This is a genomic window from uncultured Roseobacter sp. (assembly GCF_947495275.1).
Lineage (GTDB): Bacteria > Pseudomonadota > Alphaproteobacteria > Rhodobacterales > Rhodobacteraceae > Roseobacter.
On the sequence record NZ_CANLYL010000010.1, the window covers coordinates 1 to 15,117 of the forward strand.

Sequence of the window (15,117 nt, forward strand, 5' to 3'; positions counted from 1 at the left end):
CTTCGCCATGCTACTTCTCCATCTTGCAGAAATAGGCAAAGCCTAACCTGCTGGGTGAAGCAGCCGGTACATCCCATTAGCCGACCTCCAGCGGACCTTTCGGATGCTGCAGTCGCAGCCCGCATAGCAGCCGTTCGCTACTTGCTCGAAGTTGAGTACCGGCTGAACGACCAGCGTGTGGACAAGCCGGTCGTTCTAAGCCCTAAATCCAACGGGGGCAGTGTAAGTGAACCAGACACCAAAGAGAGTTAGCCGTCTCGTTCGCTATACTGGTCTGGACATTTGCCGTCGATCTCGTGGCCTCCCGCACCAAAAGCCTTGCTCCCGGTCAATGATTTCGCGGTGAGAACGACCTTGCCGAAGGTACCTTGCGCAGATAGCTCCCACGTCGCTGGATCACCGTCAGTACCCACAATCAACATGATGAAAGCGTCAAGATCGTGATCTGATTCTCTGTAGAGATTGAGAATGGACCTAGCATCCAGGGACGACGCGGTTGGCCGCGGCGATGGATGCGTGTGCCAAGTTCCGATAAAGTGAAGGCCCGATCCATGCTTTTGGAGAATATCAGCTTGCACGCTCGGCCGGTGGGGAATGTAACCATGCCGAGTTCTACGGTCTTGAGGGAAAGGTCCGGACGCTACATCGATTGTACAGCGCCGCCCTGGTGCATTGGAGAAAAGCGGGCCACCGGCTTCACGATCTTTCCACCTCAATTGGCGGTGCTTCAACAACACCTCGACCGCTTTAGGCGCAAGGCTATATCGAAGTTCGAGGTGTTCGCATACCCAAGCAGACATCATGAGCTTTCGCAAATCCAGCAGTTATCGCGACGGGTCCACGAGCGCTCGAACTCCCCACCGGCCTCGCATGGCCGACCTACGAACTTCTTCCATTCTTCGGACCAGTTTCCGCCGACAGCACCGAGTACGCGAGTAGGACCGGACCAAATCCTGTGAACATGGGTCGGGTCGCCTGTTAGTTGCTCAAGGCAAAGATCAGCTATCAGACCGTGACCGCGCGCAAGTTGCGATGCTCCATAGGGTTGAAAAGCACCTCCGCAAGCGGGATGCGTCCGCGTCGTCGTGCTTTCCGTCCATTCGGCGACACGAAGCAGGCTATCCCCGAACTCGCTCAAGCCGCACCCAAAACATGGCCCGCCTTCCGTAATCGACACTGCATGCGCGGCAACTGCGTGCGGCTCCAACCACCCGTAGATCGCCGTAGGCGGACGATCTTGGGCAAGACGCCATGCTTCGAACGCACCTTCATCCATCCAGGAGCCGATCGCAACGAGAATGATGTCCGAGCTGCGCAAGACCTCCGGTTCAGTTTCCGCGATCGTCTGCCAACGGACATGATATTCACGCACATTTGGGAGATGTGGGAACTCATTGCGCAACCTATCAGCCAACGCGTCCGCCTTCCAGCGCCCCACGTCCGACATACCCAGGTCGTGTCTGGATGTGTTTTCACTCGCGAGTACTTCGGGGTCGACTAGATTTAGCCCACCCACACCCGCTTTCGCTAGAAGTGTGGCAACCCCAGATCCAAGGGAACCGCATCCCAACACAGTGACAGTCTTGCCTTGAAGTGCTCGCACTTCCGGCAGTTGGTCTCGCCCATGCACCCATGCCGCATCAAGACGCTCCACCTCCATAGGTGAAATTTTCAAAGATGCACTGGCTCGCCGTTGGATCAAAACCTCGCGCGACATCTTCTTGGCTCTGAACCCGGCCGTTACATGCTTGCGCCCGCGCTCGGTCTCCTTCCGCGCGCCTGGGATCTCATACGCAATCATCGTCGCATGTGGTCGCGTCGGCAGCGCGACAGTCACCACCAAGGCACCCGGACCGCACATAAGCATCTTGATCAAAGCATCCCGCTCTGCTCCCGGTGCCGCCATGTCCAATAGTTGTTTGGCATTGCCGGGTAGTTCTTGCGGGTTGGGTAAGGCATCCGGTCTCAGGACCACCGCTTGCTCGAACACCCAGGGCCGCGTCTGGCGTCCATGCCGACGATTCAGCCATTCGATCAAGTGTTCCGAGTTATCAGATAGAACGATACCCGTTCGGCCTCTCCATAAGTAAGCCATGGGCCCAGCGTACTCGCTCGGCGCCAACAGCGATCGGATCGGCCGTGGCGCGCTCTTGCGCCCAAGATAGGATAAGAACTCGTCGGAGATTTCGCGCTCGATGAATTCTGGATTCGACCAATCCGCCGCAAGCTCCAACAGCCTCTTCAGGTAGGCACGTGCAATCCCGACCGGATTGGCAGGATCTACCGGGGTTCGGCTGGGAAAGGCACAGATGAACCCATCTGCTTCCAGATGTGGAAGAGTGCCGAGCGCCGGCGGGCATCGCATGTAGAGCCGTGGTGCCGACCAGGGGAAGACGGCGTCGAACACCAAGTCTACCTCCACAACGTCTGGCTCGACCGCTACCCTGAAGCGCCAACCTGCGACCCAAGGCCCCTTTGGCAGACGTCGCAGATCGTCGGCAGTAAGTCTCTGTCCGCGCCATTGGGTCTCAGCAGCCCGACCGACACTACCAAGCACATCGCTCATGCCAGCAAGATCAGGCGTAGCGTTCATCTCCGCCCAGCTTCACCGCAGGCCGCTCGTCCTTGGTTTCAAGAAAGTTGTTGGTCAGTGTCTCCGGAGCAGCAAGGGTTCCCCCCACTTGGGCCGCGTCGTCAACGAGAAGGCTCACATCCGTCGGAAATCTCGAACCGAGGGCGTCTAACATATACCGCACTGTGGCCTGAGGCGTGCTCGATCTGATCAGCGCCGCTTCCAGCTGCGCCTCCAAGTCCATTGCAGCTGAAGCAAATATCTGGCGGTCTGTATGGCTCCATCCTTGGTCAAGGCGCTCACCCGGGACAACCGGGTTCGGTATCTCTTGGCGCAAGATGTCGGGGAGTGCGCGCGCCACGGCAAGAAGGGCCAGATCATCGCGGCCGTTGAATGGTTTATAGCCCTGATGGTTCTTGAACACTTCAACGACCGCCCACATGAGAGCTATCGACGCAAGGCCAACCAGATCCTGCTCGTCCCGCCAGGCCTTCAGGTAGCGAGAGACGAAGCGAACTTGGTCTCCGTGATCCCTCACGGCATCCCGGAACCAGTCTTCAAGTTTTCGCGGGTCGGACGGGATCCACTTGCCGCACCCGTCATCGCCGCGGCAGGCCAAACGCATCTGGTCAGCAGAGAGCCGACCATAGATTTCATTGGCAAAGTCATCATCGCGCAAATCCATGAAACCATCCCTGATCACACGGTTTTGGGCCATCGCCGTTTCGACCAAGGTTACGAATTCTTTCTCCGGAACAGCGTAGAGCGCGATGTCCACGTGCGCCTCCCGGTCAATCTCGACACGAACGCAAGATGTCTTCTTTTTGAGCGTCCACCCGTTCTTTTCGCAAACATCTGATACAAGCTGCTCGACGGCTTTGAAGTAGCCATCTGCCGCAACAGAAGGTGCAAGAGCACCGTCGCGATTGATGTAACGTGTCGGAAGGAACATGCCATCGTCCAGATCGATCTGAAGCGGCGGCGTCTTGCCCTTCGCCGGATCGTTCACTGTGGAGTATGAAAAGCTTCCCTGCATCCGAAACTTCGGCCGACCGAAAGCCTCGGTGATATCCGCCTGCTCAGAGTTGAGTGCAACGATCGCATCACGCGTGACCATTTCGGTTATAGGAAATCGGTCGGTCCAGTCCTTCAGTCCCGAACGTATCGCGTCTCGCAACTCGTCACGGACCGCGCGCAGCTCTTCTTCACGCTCCTTGGGAAGCTTGAGCTTCTTGACGTAGCAGCTCTCGTTGGCACTGTTGAGCGCTTTATGTGCGTTCACCGGCATAATGTTCCCTTCTCGTTTTAATGGCCAAAAACATCAACTGGACTTTCAGCCTGTCGGATGGGACAACACCATGTAGCGGCTAGAGAGTCGTAAGCCCGCAACATATATGGCTTTTCCGACCTGATTCCAAGAGGTGGGTGTCCCGAAGTGTAGGAGAACAAAACATGTATGCACTATTGCCATGGAAAACTCTGGGTACGGCGCTGATGATCGTTGTCGGACTTGCCGTCTATGCAGACAATTTCGGCGCTTGGGTTGGTGTGACGGTTTCCGACTCGGTGGTCATCCGCTACCTGCCAGTGGCTGTTCTTACGTTACTCGGTATTGTCTTCGGCCTCACGGCCTACTGGGCACCATGGCGGTTCCTTTGGCGAACGATGCCTGTGCTCAACCGGACGGTGTTCCCGGACCTTAATGGTGTGTGGGTCGGGACGACTGCATCGAACTGGCCGACGATTGAAAAGATGCGGAACGCGGCGACTACCGAGAGCGTAATCGACCTTGCTGAACTCTACGAAACAGCGGAGCGCCACGATGCCATCGCGGTTGAGATTACCGCTTCGTTGTACTCATTAAGGCTTGCGACGGGGCTGAGTTCCATGGACGCTACGTCTTACTCAATCACCGCACGCCCCTGGAAGTGCCAGCATACGCCACGCATTCACCTCGCTTATGTGTATGAGCAGGAAACCAAAGACCCCTCGGCCACGGACGAAGAACGCCACATGGGGGCAGCCGACCTCGTTTATGATGCGCATTCTCCGAATAGCCTCGAAGGTGTCTATTGGACGAGGCGAAGCTGGATCGAAGGGCTGAATACGGCTGGCCGTCTCAGATTACGCCGAGTGGCGCCGTCGAAAGTTTCCTCGAAGACCCTTCGCGATTATGCCCTGGAAGAAAAGGCGCGGCTCGATCCATGATGTCCATCTTCTGCTAGCAATCCTACTGGTTTTGCGACGGAGAGCCTTCGTGTTTATTGATCCGTTGCCAACTGTCTAAGTCGGATATCCGTGTCGTTGGCTATTTCACAACAGCTGCCGACCGATGCGAAACAGCAGCACGGTAGGTAGGTTTGGGCGCCGGAGCCGCCACTTCGCGAAGCTTCGTATAGTCCGCCTCCTGCGCATTTCTGGCCTTTATGTCCACTGCAAAATTTGAGCGGCGCATCCGCATCCTTGAATGGCCGCTTTGATCTCTCCGTTGGAGCGATCTCGCATGTGCAGCGAACTCACACTTCCCGCCAATTCTGTGGAAAAACAACGTGTTGCGAGCGCAGAAAGTAGTGTTTTGAGCGTGGTGCAAGCGCCTTTCTGATCAGGCTTTGCGCGTTTGCTGCGGTGCAGGAAAGATCTTTGCTAGTTTCCGGATGTTCTGAGCTGTGGCAGCGAGGAGGAATTCGTCATTTGCGCCGCATGGTCCACGTAATCGGAGGCGACCCAGTCCTAGGATACGTTTGAGATGTGCAAAAAGCATCTCGACCTTCTTCCTGAGCTTCATGGAGATCGCGTATTGCTTGGTTTTGGCGATGTCGCGCGCGACCTGGCGGGCGTCTTCAGTTTCTTCTCGCGTGATCTTCCGCGCGTCGGCGTTCGGACAGCACTTGGATTTGGACGGGCAAGCTTGGCAGACCTCCTTGAGAGCACGATAGCGCGTAGTGCCTTTTCCCGTTGGCCCTCGGTTTGGATCGGAATAGTTGCGACGAAACTGCTTGAAAGCATGTCCCTCTGGACAGATGTACTGGTCGTTCGTGGCATCCCATTCGAAGTCGGCACGTGTCCACGTTCCGTCATTGCGGCCAGACTTATCGAAGACTGGGATGTGTGGTGCAATCTGGCGATCAACCAACCAGCCAAGCAATGGCCCGGTGCCGTAGGCGGTATCGGCAATCAGACGTTCAGGATGCAGATCGAACTTTGCTTTGACCCGTTTCAGCATCGTTTTGGTTGATCCGACCTCCGCTTGTCGGATTGAGCGGGTCGCTTCGACATCGACGATCACACCGTGGTCTGTGTCGATCAGATAATTGTCAGAATAGCTAAAGAATGCTGGCCCTTTGCGTGCTGCCGTCCACTGGCTGGCCGGGTCAGAATGCGACGTGAACTTTGGCTGCACCTCGCTCGCCGCGCCGAATGCCGCCTCATCCAGAGTGTCGAGATACTCGCGAACCGCGCGAGGCGCATCTTTTGGATCAATGCTTGATACGTCCCACTCTTCCTTTGGCGTGGAATTCTGTTTGTTCGCATCAGCCTCGATCAGACTGGCATCAATAGCCATGCGCTGGCCGCTGACGAGACCTTCCGCGATGCACCGCGCCACTGTCGTCTCGAATATATGACGCAGCAGTTCGCTGTCACGGAAACAGCCATGGCGGTTCTTGGAAAACGTCGAATGATCCGGCACCCGGTCGTTCAGGTCAAGGCGGCAGAACCAGCGATAGGAAAGATTCAAATGAACTTCTTCGCAAAGACGTCGTTCAGACCTGATCCCAAAGCAGTAGCCAACCAAAAGCATCCGGATCAGTAACTCGGGATCGACTGATGGACGCCCAGTATAGCTGTAGAAATCCGCCAGATGCGCGCGAATGCTGTCCAGATCGACAAACCGATCAATTGAGCGGAGCAGGTGATCTTGCGGGACATGATCTTCCAGCGAGAACTCATAAAACAGTGCCGCCTGCGCTTCCTGCTTCGGTCCCATCATCCTCAATCCCTCCCTATAGGACGAATTGAATCAGCGACTTACGTTTCGATCAAGCCCGAGTTTTTCAACAAAATACGCCGATCGCGAGAAGAACCCGAAAATCCGCTCTCTTATTTCTCCTTCAGAATCCGTTGCACCGGAAAAGTTCGCCCGATTTGCGCGGAGACGGCTGTAGGAGATCGACACATCGTCAAAGCATCGATTTGGCCGCCCCCGCGCCAAAATTCCCGACTGGCGCCCCATGGAGAAATTTCTTGCCACCTTTCGGAGCAAACAGAGTTTTTCAACATAATCCGTCCGTCGGGTTATAAACGGCTGGACTTCTGAGCGCTGCAGAGCGGTACTGTCGACATATTCAGCCGCCCGGACACTGCCGGGCTCCACTCAGTACAGGGCGAGGGATTGGCCTTTGCCTGCAGAGTGGAGAGCCGAATGACGACAACCCACAGTTCCAACCAACGGAGCGGCGTATCAGGTCGTGCCCGTGCCAGACCCACGCGCCAGGCTGAGCTTCGAAAGCTGCTGGCCCGCAGGTCCGGCGCATCAATTGCGCAGATCCAGAAGGCCTTCAACTGGCAACCCCACACGGTACGGGCTGCCATTTCCGCACAACGCAAATCCGGATCTGTGATCGTCCGCAGCAATACCGACAAAGGATCGGTGTACCGGATTGTTGAAGAAAGCGGCAGCCAATGAGCACGGGCCGGGCTGATCAGGTAACGGTGCGGATGGCTGAGATCGAAGCCTATGATCGCGCGGAGTGTCTTTATCGCTGGAAAGAGATGTTTGGGCGCTCGCCGCCAAAATACCTCTCGCCGCAGTTTATGAAGCGGGTGCTGATCTGGGAAGCGCAAAACAGGGCGCTGGGCGGTGTGTCAGCCAAAACCACGCACCGCCTGAACCGGATCGCAACTGGCAAGATCGCCCCCACGATCGCAAAACCGGGATCGCATCTTGTCCGGGAATGGAACGGGCGAACGTATCAGGTCGAGGTGACAAACAGTGGCTATGTCATGGATGGCAAACCATGGCGATCGCTGTCGGCCATTGCCAGACACATCACCGGTGCGCACTGGTCCGGCCCGCGGTTCTTCGGCGTACAGTGATGCGTCGGATCCGCTGCGCCATCTATACCCGAAAAAGCTCGGAGGAGGGTCTGGAGCAGGACTTCAACTCGCTGGATGCGCAACGGGAGGCCTGTGAGGCCTATGTCGCCAGCCAGAAGCACGAAGGCTGGGAGTTGCTGCCAGATTGTTATGACGATGGCGGGATCTCGGGCGGTCATCTTGATCGGCCTTCCTTACAGCGTCTGATGCGGGCAGTGGACGACAAACGTGTGGATCAGATCGTCGTCTACAAGATCGACCGGCTGACCCGGTCTCTGGCCGACTTCGCCAAGCTGGTCGAGCGTCTGGATCGGGCGGATGCGTCCTTCGTGTCGGTCACCCAATCGTTCAACACGGCCACCAGCATGGGGCGGCTTACCCTCAATGTCCTTCTGAGCTTTGCCCAGTTCGAGCGCGAAGTCACGGCGGAACGCATCCGCGACAAGATTGCGGCCTCCAAGCGCAAAGGGCTCTGGATGGGTGGGACTGTCCCGCTCGGCTACGAGGCGGATGGCCGGACGCTGAAGATCGAACCGGACGAGGCGAAAACCATCAGGGCTCTTTATGAACTGTATCTGGAACATGGTCTCATCCGTGTCGTGAAAGACCGCGCAGAGGATCTTGGCCTCAGGTCACGTGAGCGCGTTCACAGGGCAGGGCGTATCTCCGGCGGCACCCCTTTTGATCGCAGCCACATCCATCACATCCTGAGCAACCCGATCTATGCCGGGCGGATCCGGCACAAGGAACAGGTTTACAACGGACAGCATCCGGCAATTATCGGCCCGGTGACCTGGGACCAGGTCCAGCAGATGCTGAAAGAAGGAGCCGCAACGGCCCGTGGCACAAAGCGCAGGGTCACACGATCGCCGCTGGCCGGCAAACTCTATGATGAAACCGGCGACCGCCTGACGCCCAGTGACAGCCGGAAGAATGGCAGGCGACTGCGCTACTATATCTCTCACAGGTTGGTGAAGGATCGGAGCCGGAAGCATCCGGACGCCTGGCGTTTGCCGGCAGACCAGCTGGAGGGGCTGATTGCCGATCTGGTCAGACAGCATTTGAAGCGACCGGATGTTGCAATGCGGCTTATCCCGGATCTGCCCGCGTCAGAGGTCACCGCCAGATCAGCTGGCCTGCATGCCATCCGGCAGACCACGGAATGTCTGCATCTGATCGAACGCGCTGACATGAGCCAGGGAGAAGTGTCCGTTCGGTTGTGTCAGACCAGACTTGCCTCGGTTCTTAAATGTGATGCAGACCTGATCAACACAGAAGAGCTGATCCTCATGTCGCCATTCCGGATGCGCAGGCGCGGTGTCGAGCTGAAACTGCATCTTGGGGACGCGGCACCCAAAGCCGATGTGACGTTGGTTCGGAACATCGTCAAAGCGCAGAGGTGGATGGCGATGATTGTTGCCGGAAAGACATTCACTGAGATCGCACAGGCCGAGGGCACATCAAAGCGCCGGGTGCAGGATGTTGTCGACCTTGCGATGCTCGCACCAGACATCCTGCATGCGATCGCAGCCGGTGAGCAGTCGGAGGGTGTGACGTCTGACCGTCTCATCAAGTCAGGCGTTCCCGCCGACTGGTCAGAACAGCGCGCAAAGTTCGCGAAGCTGTAAGCTGAGACCTTCCGCAACCCCTCAAACCCGTACCGTCGGAATCGCAAACAGAGACCAGGGCCTGAAACTGGCCCGATCTGCGCTCACGTGCGGGTCTCTGTCGGAAACCGCCTGTGCCAGGCGCCCGAAAACACGACACAATCAAGCGGCAAGTGCTCGGCAGTCAGAATCTCGGGAGTGGGTGGCTGGGATGGTAGGATTCGAACCTACGGTACACTGTACCAAAAACAGTTGCCTTACCACTTGGCTACATCCCAACGTGTGGCGGTAATTAAGCCCCTGTGCGCCGACGTGCAAGACCCGTTTTGGACAAAAATGGTGCAAAAATCCTGAACGCTCAGCAAATTGCATGGTGACAATCACGCTCCGAAGCCATGCAAGACAACCTTACTCTTTCGTAACATCAATCAGAATCGCGCCGGAGCGGGCGGAGGCTTCGACGGCTTCATGTGCCTGTGCCGTGCTTGTCAGTGGAAAAACCGCCTCTACCGGACAATCGAGCACATTTGCCTCAAGGGCGGTGTGTAGCCAATCAATAGTCTGCCGGCGCCGATCCTCTGGCAGCAGATAGATCAAGGCGATGTCGATGGTGACGGCCTTGAAAAGCAGCGGATAAAAGGGAAGGGTGGGTGACATTTCTTGCGCAGAACCATAAGCGGCAATAGTTCCGTTGGGGGCAATGACTTCGGTGTCAGTTTCAATGTTTTTGCCGAATTCGACCTCGACGATCCGCTCGATCAGCTGCCCATTGTTTGCATCCAGTATCTGTTGCGCAAGATCGGTAGCGCTATAATCCAGAACAGTGTCGGCACCAGCTTGTCGGCAGCGTTCCATTCCCGCCCCGCGCGCTGTCGCGATGACATTTGCACCGCCCCATTTGGCCAGTTTTACGGCAAGATGACCGACAGTCCCCGCGCCGCCTTGGATCAACAGGGTCTTGCCCGAGACCGGACCATTCCCGAACACCACGTGAGCTGCGGTCAATCCCGGGATTCCCAGTATCGCACCGGTTTCGAAGCTGACATTGGAAGGGAGCGAAACGGCTTGCTCTGAGGGCAGGCAAATCGATGCTGCAGCGGTGCCAAAAGCACGCTGCCATTGCCCGTTCCAAATCCACACCCGTTCTCCTATCCGAGACCGGGCGACACCCTGTCCAACCGCGCAGATAACGCCGGAACCATCGCTGTGCGGAATGATCTGGGGGAAGGCGGGTCTGGTGACGCCAGGCCGTGAACCGGCACGCGCCTTTACATCTGATGGGTTCACGCCGGAATAAACCAGCTCCACGCAGACTTCACCAGGCTCAGGTACGGGAGGGTCAATTTCGATCAGTTTCAGCACGTCACTTGCTGCGCCAAATGTTTCGTAAACAATTGCCTTCATCACGAACTTCCTTTGTGTTTTGGGCGGATCGAGACTAGCCTACCCTTGCATCGCAGGAATGCCAGAGGCGATGCACTCATTTTTCGGAAGGTCAAGATGCGGGTGCTGCGTACGCCAGATGCAAGGTTTGACGGCTTGACCGATTTTCCTTATCGGCCGAATTACCTCGGCGTCGATGACACATCGGGTGGCGCGTTGCGGCTGCATTACCTGGACGAAGGGCCCGCCGCGACCAACACAATTCTCTGCATGCATGGCGAGCCGACGTGGAGTTATCTCTACCGCCATATGATTCCCGTTTTTGTAAAGGCGGGGCATCGTGTGGTTGCCCCCGACCTTGTGGGCTTTGGCAGGTCCGATAAGCCGGTGGAACGCTCAGATTATACGTATCAACATCATGTCGACTGGATGGCGGATGCGTTGGAGCAGTTGGACCTGCAGGACATTACGCTGGTCTGTCAGGACTGGGGCGGGTTGATAGGTTTGCGGCTGCTTGCCGCGATGCCGCATCGCTTTGCCAGATTGGTCGTTGCAAATACCGCGCTGCCGACAGGTGATCAGCCGATGGGTCGGGCGTTTGAAAGTTGGCGCAGCTATTCTCAGGAAACGCCGGAGTTCCGTGCCGGAAGAATTGTCAGCGGCGGGACGGTTTCGAAACTGTCAGAGGCAGAGATCGCCGCCTATGATGCGCCTTTTCCGGATGCATCCTATCAGGCCGGCGCGCGTGAATTCCCGATGCTGGTGCCTGATCGTCCGGATGATCCAGCATCAGAACCTAACCGCGCCGCATGGCAGGTGTTGCGCCGCTTGCAGCTTCCGGTACTCACCGCGTTCGGAGCTGAAGACAAGGTTATGGCTGGTGGCGAAATCGCGTTCCAACGCGAGATGCCCGGGGCCGCGGGCCAGCCCCATGTGATCCTGGAGAGAGCAGGGCATTTTCTTCAGGAAGATGTCGGGCCGGAGCTGGCAGCGATCATAAATCAGTTCATTGCGGCCAACTGAGACGGCGTAGGTAGCCTCGTTATTCCCTGATCTCTTCCACGGAAACGCCCCAGAGGCGTGATTTTGGGGCCCATCCGCGATAGCCGCCGGATTTCAGTTGGCACCATTCCGGACCACATTTGCCAAGCCGTGCAATCACACCGGCTTCGAGTGCCGCGTTTATTGGGGCTTCCGGATCGGGCCGCATATGCAAAGGCAACATGTCCTGTTCCACGATCACGGTACGCACGCCTGACAAGAGCGAGTAGTGGACCCACCCCCCCTGACCATCGCGGTCTTCGACGCGGCGCCAATGCCCGTGCTCTGCGGTGATTCGCAGCGGCATATCGCGATGCTTGAAAACCCAGTCAATGCGATGGGTCAGCGACGGACCGCGCCGCACGTTGCCTTCTGCGGCTTTCATGGAAACGAACCGCGGCAAGGGAAGATGCGTGACCGGGCCCTTGTCCCGCGCAAGAGCAGGCTGGGCAGCAGCGGCAAAAACAAGCGCTGCGGCAAGGGCCGACAGGAAGAATTTGGTCATGACATCGCCCGTTATTCGTATTTTGCTCTTTTGAGGGCCCGAGGTTCTTGTGCCCCGTCGCCATCTCCGCCACCATGCCATGAAAAGCATCGTTGCGCCAAGTCCGGGGAGGCTCAAAATGTCAAAGCCAAAGCTGAGTGTTGTCGTTACGCGACGGTTACCCGAAGCGGTTGAAACACGTCTCTCTGAACTCTTTGACGTCAAATTACGGCAGGATGACACGCCGATGAGCAGATCAGAGCTATCGGAAGCTGTCAAAGCGGCTGACGTACTGGTCCCCACGGTAACCGATGACATCGATTCTGCCTTGATCGGGCAGGCCAGCGACCGCCTGAAACTGATTGCGAACTACGGGGCGGGTGTCGATCACATAGACGTATCAACAGCGCGTCAGCGCGGCATTCTGGTGTCGAACACGCCCGGTGTTCTGACGGATGACACGGCTGACATGACCATGGCGCTTTTACTGGCGGTCCTGCGGCGTATTCCCGAAGGCCTGTCCGTCATGCAATCCGATACGTGGGAAGGTTGGGCACCGACCGCACATCTGGGTGGTCGTGTGGGCGGGCGCAGGCTTGGCATTTTGGGCATGGGGCGCATTGGTCAAGCGGTTGCGCGGCGGGCTGCGGCCTTCGGCATGCAGGTGCACTATCACAACCGGCGACGGTTACGCCCTGAAATCGAAGCAGACCTTGAAGCGACTTATTGGGAAAGCCTGGATCAGATGGTCGCCCGGATGGACGTCATTTCGGTGAACTGCCCGGCCACGCCCTCGACGTTCCATCTGATGAATGCCCGTCGCTTGAAACTGATGAAGCCGGAGGCCGTGATCGTGAATACCTCGCGTGGGGAGGTCATCGACGAGAACGCACTGACGCGCATGCTGCGCGCGGATGAGATCGCTGGTGCCGGGCTAGATGTTTACGAACACGGGACCAAGGTGAACCCGCGCCTGCGTGAATTGAGTAACGTTGTCCTCCTGCCGCACATGGGCTCTGCCACCCGAGAAGGCCGGTTGGAAATGGGCGAGAAAGTGATCATCAATATCAAAACCTTTGACGATGGCCACCGGCCACCGGACCAGGTTGTACCTTCCATGCTTTGACTTCCCTCTCAACAGATCGGAGACGATATGCGCTATTTTCTCAGTGGACTGACCCTGCTAGCCGCTTCCGCGGTGCATGCACAGCAAGCCGCCGACGCGGTACAACCCGAAGCTGCGACACAAGGCGCATTCCAGGCGATCTCGCCGGAGGTGGCGACCGCGCTGGACGCGAAATTTGCCGGTGTCCCGGTCGAGGCGCAGAACTGGATGGTGGCCGCAGCCAACCCCTGGGCGGTCAAGGCCGGTGCCGATGCGCTGGCAAATGGTGGCTCTGCAGCGGACGCGTTGGTCGCCGTTCAGGCGATGCTTGGACTGGTTGAACCGCAGTCCTCCGGCATCGGCGGTGGCGCATTTCTGGTGTATTATGACGCGGAAACGGCGACATTGACGACGCTCGACGGGCGGGAAACGGCCCCCTTGGCGGCAACACCTCGCCTGTTTCAGGACGGTGATGGCGAACCATTGGGTTTTTACGATGCGGTTGTGGGCGGTCTTTCGGTCGGAACGCCCGGTACTCCGGCCCTGATGGAGGATGCGCACGTGCGTTGGGGCAAGTTGCCCTGGGCAGATCTGTTGGCCCCGGCCATAGAGCGTGCCGAGAGCGGATTTGACGTCTCCCCGCGACTGGCAGGCTTGATCGAGGGCGATGCGGAACGGCTTGGGCGATTTGCCGCCACGTCCGAGTATTTCATGCCCGGAGGGACGCCGCTTGCGGCCGGTGATCTGCTGCAAAACCAGGCATATGCCGACACTCTGCGCGCCATGGCGGATGGCGGTGCGCGGGCGTTTTACACCGGCGATATTGCGGCGGATATCGTGGCGACTGTGCAGGGGGCAGAAGGCAACCCCGGCGTGCTTTCTGCCGTTGATCTGAGCATTTACCGCGTCAAGGAGCGCCCGCCGGTCTGCGCGACCTACCGCGCCCACAACGTCTGCGGCATGGGACCGCCGTCATCTGGCGCTTTGACCGTTGGTCAAATCCTGGGGATACTGGAAAACTATGACCTGAGTGCGGGGCCAAATGATCCGGAGGTCCGGCGTCTGATCGGCGATGCCTCGCGTTTGGCCTTCGCCGATCGTGGTCGTTACATGGCGGACAGTGATTTTGTGCCGGTGCCGACAGAGGGGCTCGTTGCGCCCGCTTATCTGGCCGAGAGAGCCAAACTGCTGGGTGGTGATGCCGCGCTTGCAGAGGTTGCCCCGGGTACGCCGGAATTCGACCATGCGCTGATCTGGGCAGATGACGCCTCCATCGAACTGCCTTCAACCTCGCACTTCGTGATCGTCGATGCGATGGGCAATGTGGCCTCGATGACAACAACCATTGAGAACGGGTTTGGCAGCCGGTTGATGGTGCGCGGGTTTCTGTTGAATAATGAGCTGACCGATTTCTCTTTCCGCTCGCAGGCAGATGGCGTGCCCATCGCCAATCGGGTGGAGCCGGGCAAACGCCCGCGGTCGTCCATGGCACCCAGCATCGTGATGAAAGACGGCGCGCCGGTTCTGGCCATCGGCAGCCCGGGGGGCAGCCGCATCATTGGCTATGTCGCCGAAAGCATCATCGCGCATCTGGACTGGGGGATGGACGTGCAACAGGCCGTATCCGTCCCGCATGCGGTCAACCGGTTCGGCAAATACGATGTGGAGGAAGGGACTTCCGCCGAGGCGCTGACCGAAGCGTTGACCGGCATGGGGTTCGAGGTTGGCGCGCGCGCGCTTACGTCCGGGCTGCATGCCATCTCCATTGGTGAGACGCTGAAAGGGGGCGCTGACCCCAGACGTGAAGGCATCGCGCTGGGGCAATAGCCCG

12 protein-coding genes and 1 tRNA gene are annotated in these 15,117 nt (G+C 58.1%); 7 read left to right on the top strand and 6 right to left on the bottom strand.

From position 1 onward, the window contains the following. Positions 1-799 precede the first annotated feature (799 nt). Together Q0802_RS17135 and Q0802_RS17140 are read right to left on the bottom strand one after the other, a co-directional pair. A complete protein-coding gene (locus Q0802_RS17135) occupies positions 800-2,593 on the bottom strand; it encodes a ThiF family adenylyltransferase (RefSeq protein WP_298920549.1) in 1,794 nt (597 codons plus the stop codon). Further along, on the bottom strand, positions 2,577-3,860 hold the full coding sequence (locus Q0802_RS17140) for a CBASS cGAMP synthase (RefSeq protein WP_298920550.1): 1,284 nt from the start codon (positions 3,858-3,860) through the stop codon (positions 2,577-2,579). The genes Q0802_RS17135 and Q0802_RS17140 overlap by 17 nt, the downstream gene beginning before the upstream one ends. 164 nt (positions 3,861-4,024) lie before the next feature. Here Q0802_RS17140 and Q0802_RS17145 point away from each other — a divergent pair, with 164 nt between their 5' ends. Continuing rightward, positions 4,025-4,780 (top strand): hypothetical protein, encoded by a 756-nt coding sequence (locus Q0802_RS17145; protein ID WP_298920551.1) that lies wholly within the window; start codon positions 4,025-4,027, stop codon positions 4,778-4,780. Between the two features lie 394 nt (positions 4,781-5,174). Here Q0802_RS17145 and Q0802_RS17150 read toward each other — a convergent pair whose 3' ends face one another. After that, a complete protein-coding gene (locus Q0802_RS17150) occupies positions 5,175-6,560 on the bottom strand; it encodes an IS1182 family transposase (protein ID WP_298920552.1) in 1,386 nt (461 codons plus the stop codon). A gap of 432 nt (positions 6,561-6,992) precedes the next feature. Here Q0802_RS17150 and Q0802_RS17155 point away from each other — a divergent pair, with 432 nt between their 5' ends. From Q0802_RS17155 to Q0802_RS17165, 3 genes are read left to right on the top strand one after another with little or no spacing between them, the layout of a single operon-like run. Next, positions 6,993-7,256: a DUF3489 domain-containing protein gene (locus Q0802_RS17155; RefSeq protein WP_298920553.1), complete on the top strand. Its 264-nt coding sequence runs from the start codon at positions 6,993-6,995 to the stop codon at positions 7,254-7,256. Further along, positions 7,253-7,666 carry a DUF2924 domain-containing protein gene (locus Q0802_RS17160; RefSeq protein ID WP_298920554.1) on the top strand — a complete coding sequence of 138 codons (414 nt, stop codon included), beginning with the start codon at positions 7,253-7,255 and terminating at the stop codon, positions 7,664-7,666. Before Q0802_RS17155 ends, Q0802_RS17160 begins: the two co-directional genes overlap by 4 nt. Further along, complete coding sequence (locus Q0802_RS17165) at positions 7,666-9,294, top strand: recombinase family protein (RefSeq protein ID WP_298920555.1); 1,629 nt, start codon at positions 7,666-7,668, stop codon at positions 9,292-9,294. Before Q0802_RS17160 ends, Q0802_RS17165 begins: the two co-directional genes overlap by 1 nt. 182 nt (positions 9,295-9,476) lie before the next feature. Here the strand turns inward: Q0802_RS17165 and Q0802_RS17170 are convergent. Then, positions 9,477-9,551: transfer RNA gene (locus tag Q0802_RS17170), tRNA-Gln, on the bottom strand. Between the two features lie 130 nt (positions 9,552-9,681). After that, positions 9,682-10,677, bottom strand: a complete 996-nt coding sequence (locus Q0802_RS17175; protein WP_298920556.1) for an NADPH:quinone reductase — start codon at positions 10,675-10,677, stop codon at positions 9,682-9,684. Positions 10,678-10,773: 96 nt separating this feature from the next. Between Q0802_RS17175 and Q0802_RS17180 the strand changes: the two genes are divergently transcribed. Next, a complete protein-coding gene (locus Q0802_RS17180; RefSeq protein WP_298920557.1) occupies positions 10,774-11,679 on the top strand; it encodes a haloalkane dehalogenase in 906 nt (301 codons plus the stop codon). 19 nt (positions 11,680-11,698) lie between these two features. Here Q0802_RS17180 and Q0802_RS17185 read toward each other — a convergent pair whose 3' ends face one another. Further along, positions 11,699-12,202, bottom strand: coding sequence for an SH3 domain-containing protein (locus tag Q0802_RS17185; RefSeq protein ID WP_298920558.1), 504 nt, complete (start codon positions 12,200-12,202; stop codon positions 11,699-11,701). Positions 12,203-12,320: 118 nt separating this feature from the next. Here Q0802_RS17185 and Q0802_RS17190 point away from each other — a divergent pair, with 118 nt between their 5' ends. Continuing rightward, on the top strand, positions 12,321-13,307 hold the full coding sequence (locus tag Q0802_RS17190; protein WP_298920559.1) for a D-glycerate dehydrogenase: 987 nt from the start codon (positions 12,321-12,323) through the stop codon (positions 13,305-13,307). A 27-nt stretch (positions 13,308-13,334) separates the two neighbouring features. Continuing rightward, positions 13,335-15,113, top strand: a complete 1,779-nt coding sequence (gene ggt, locus Q0802_RS17195) for a gamma-glutamyltransferase (protein ID WP_298920560.1) — start codon at positions 13,335-13,337, stop codon at positions 15,111-15,113. Positions 15,114-15,117 lie beyond the last annotated feature (4 nt).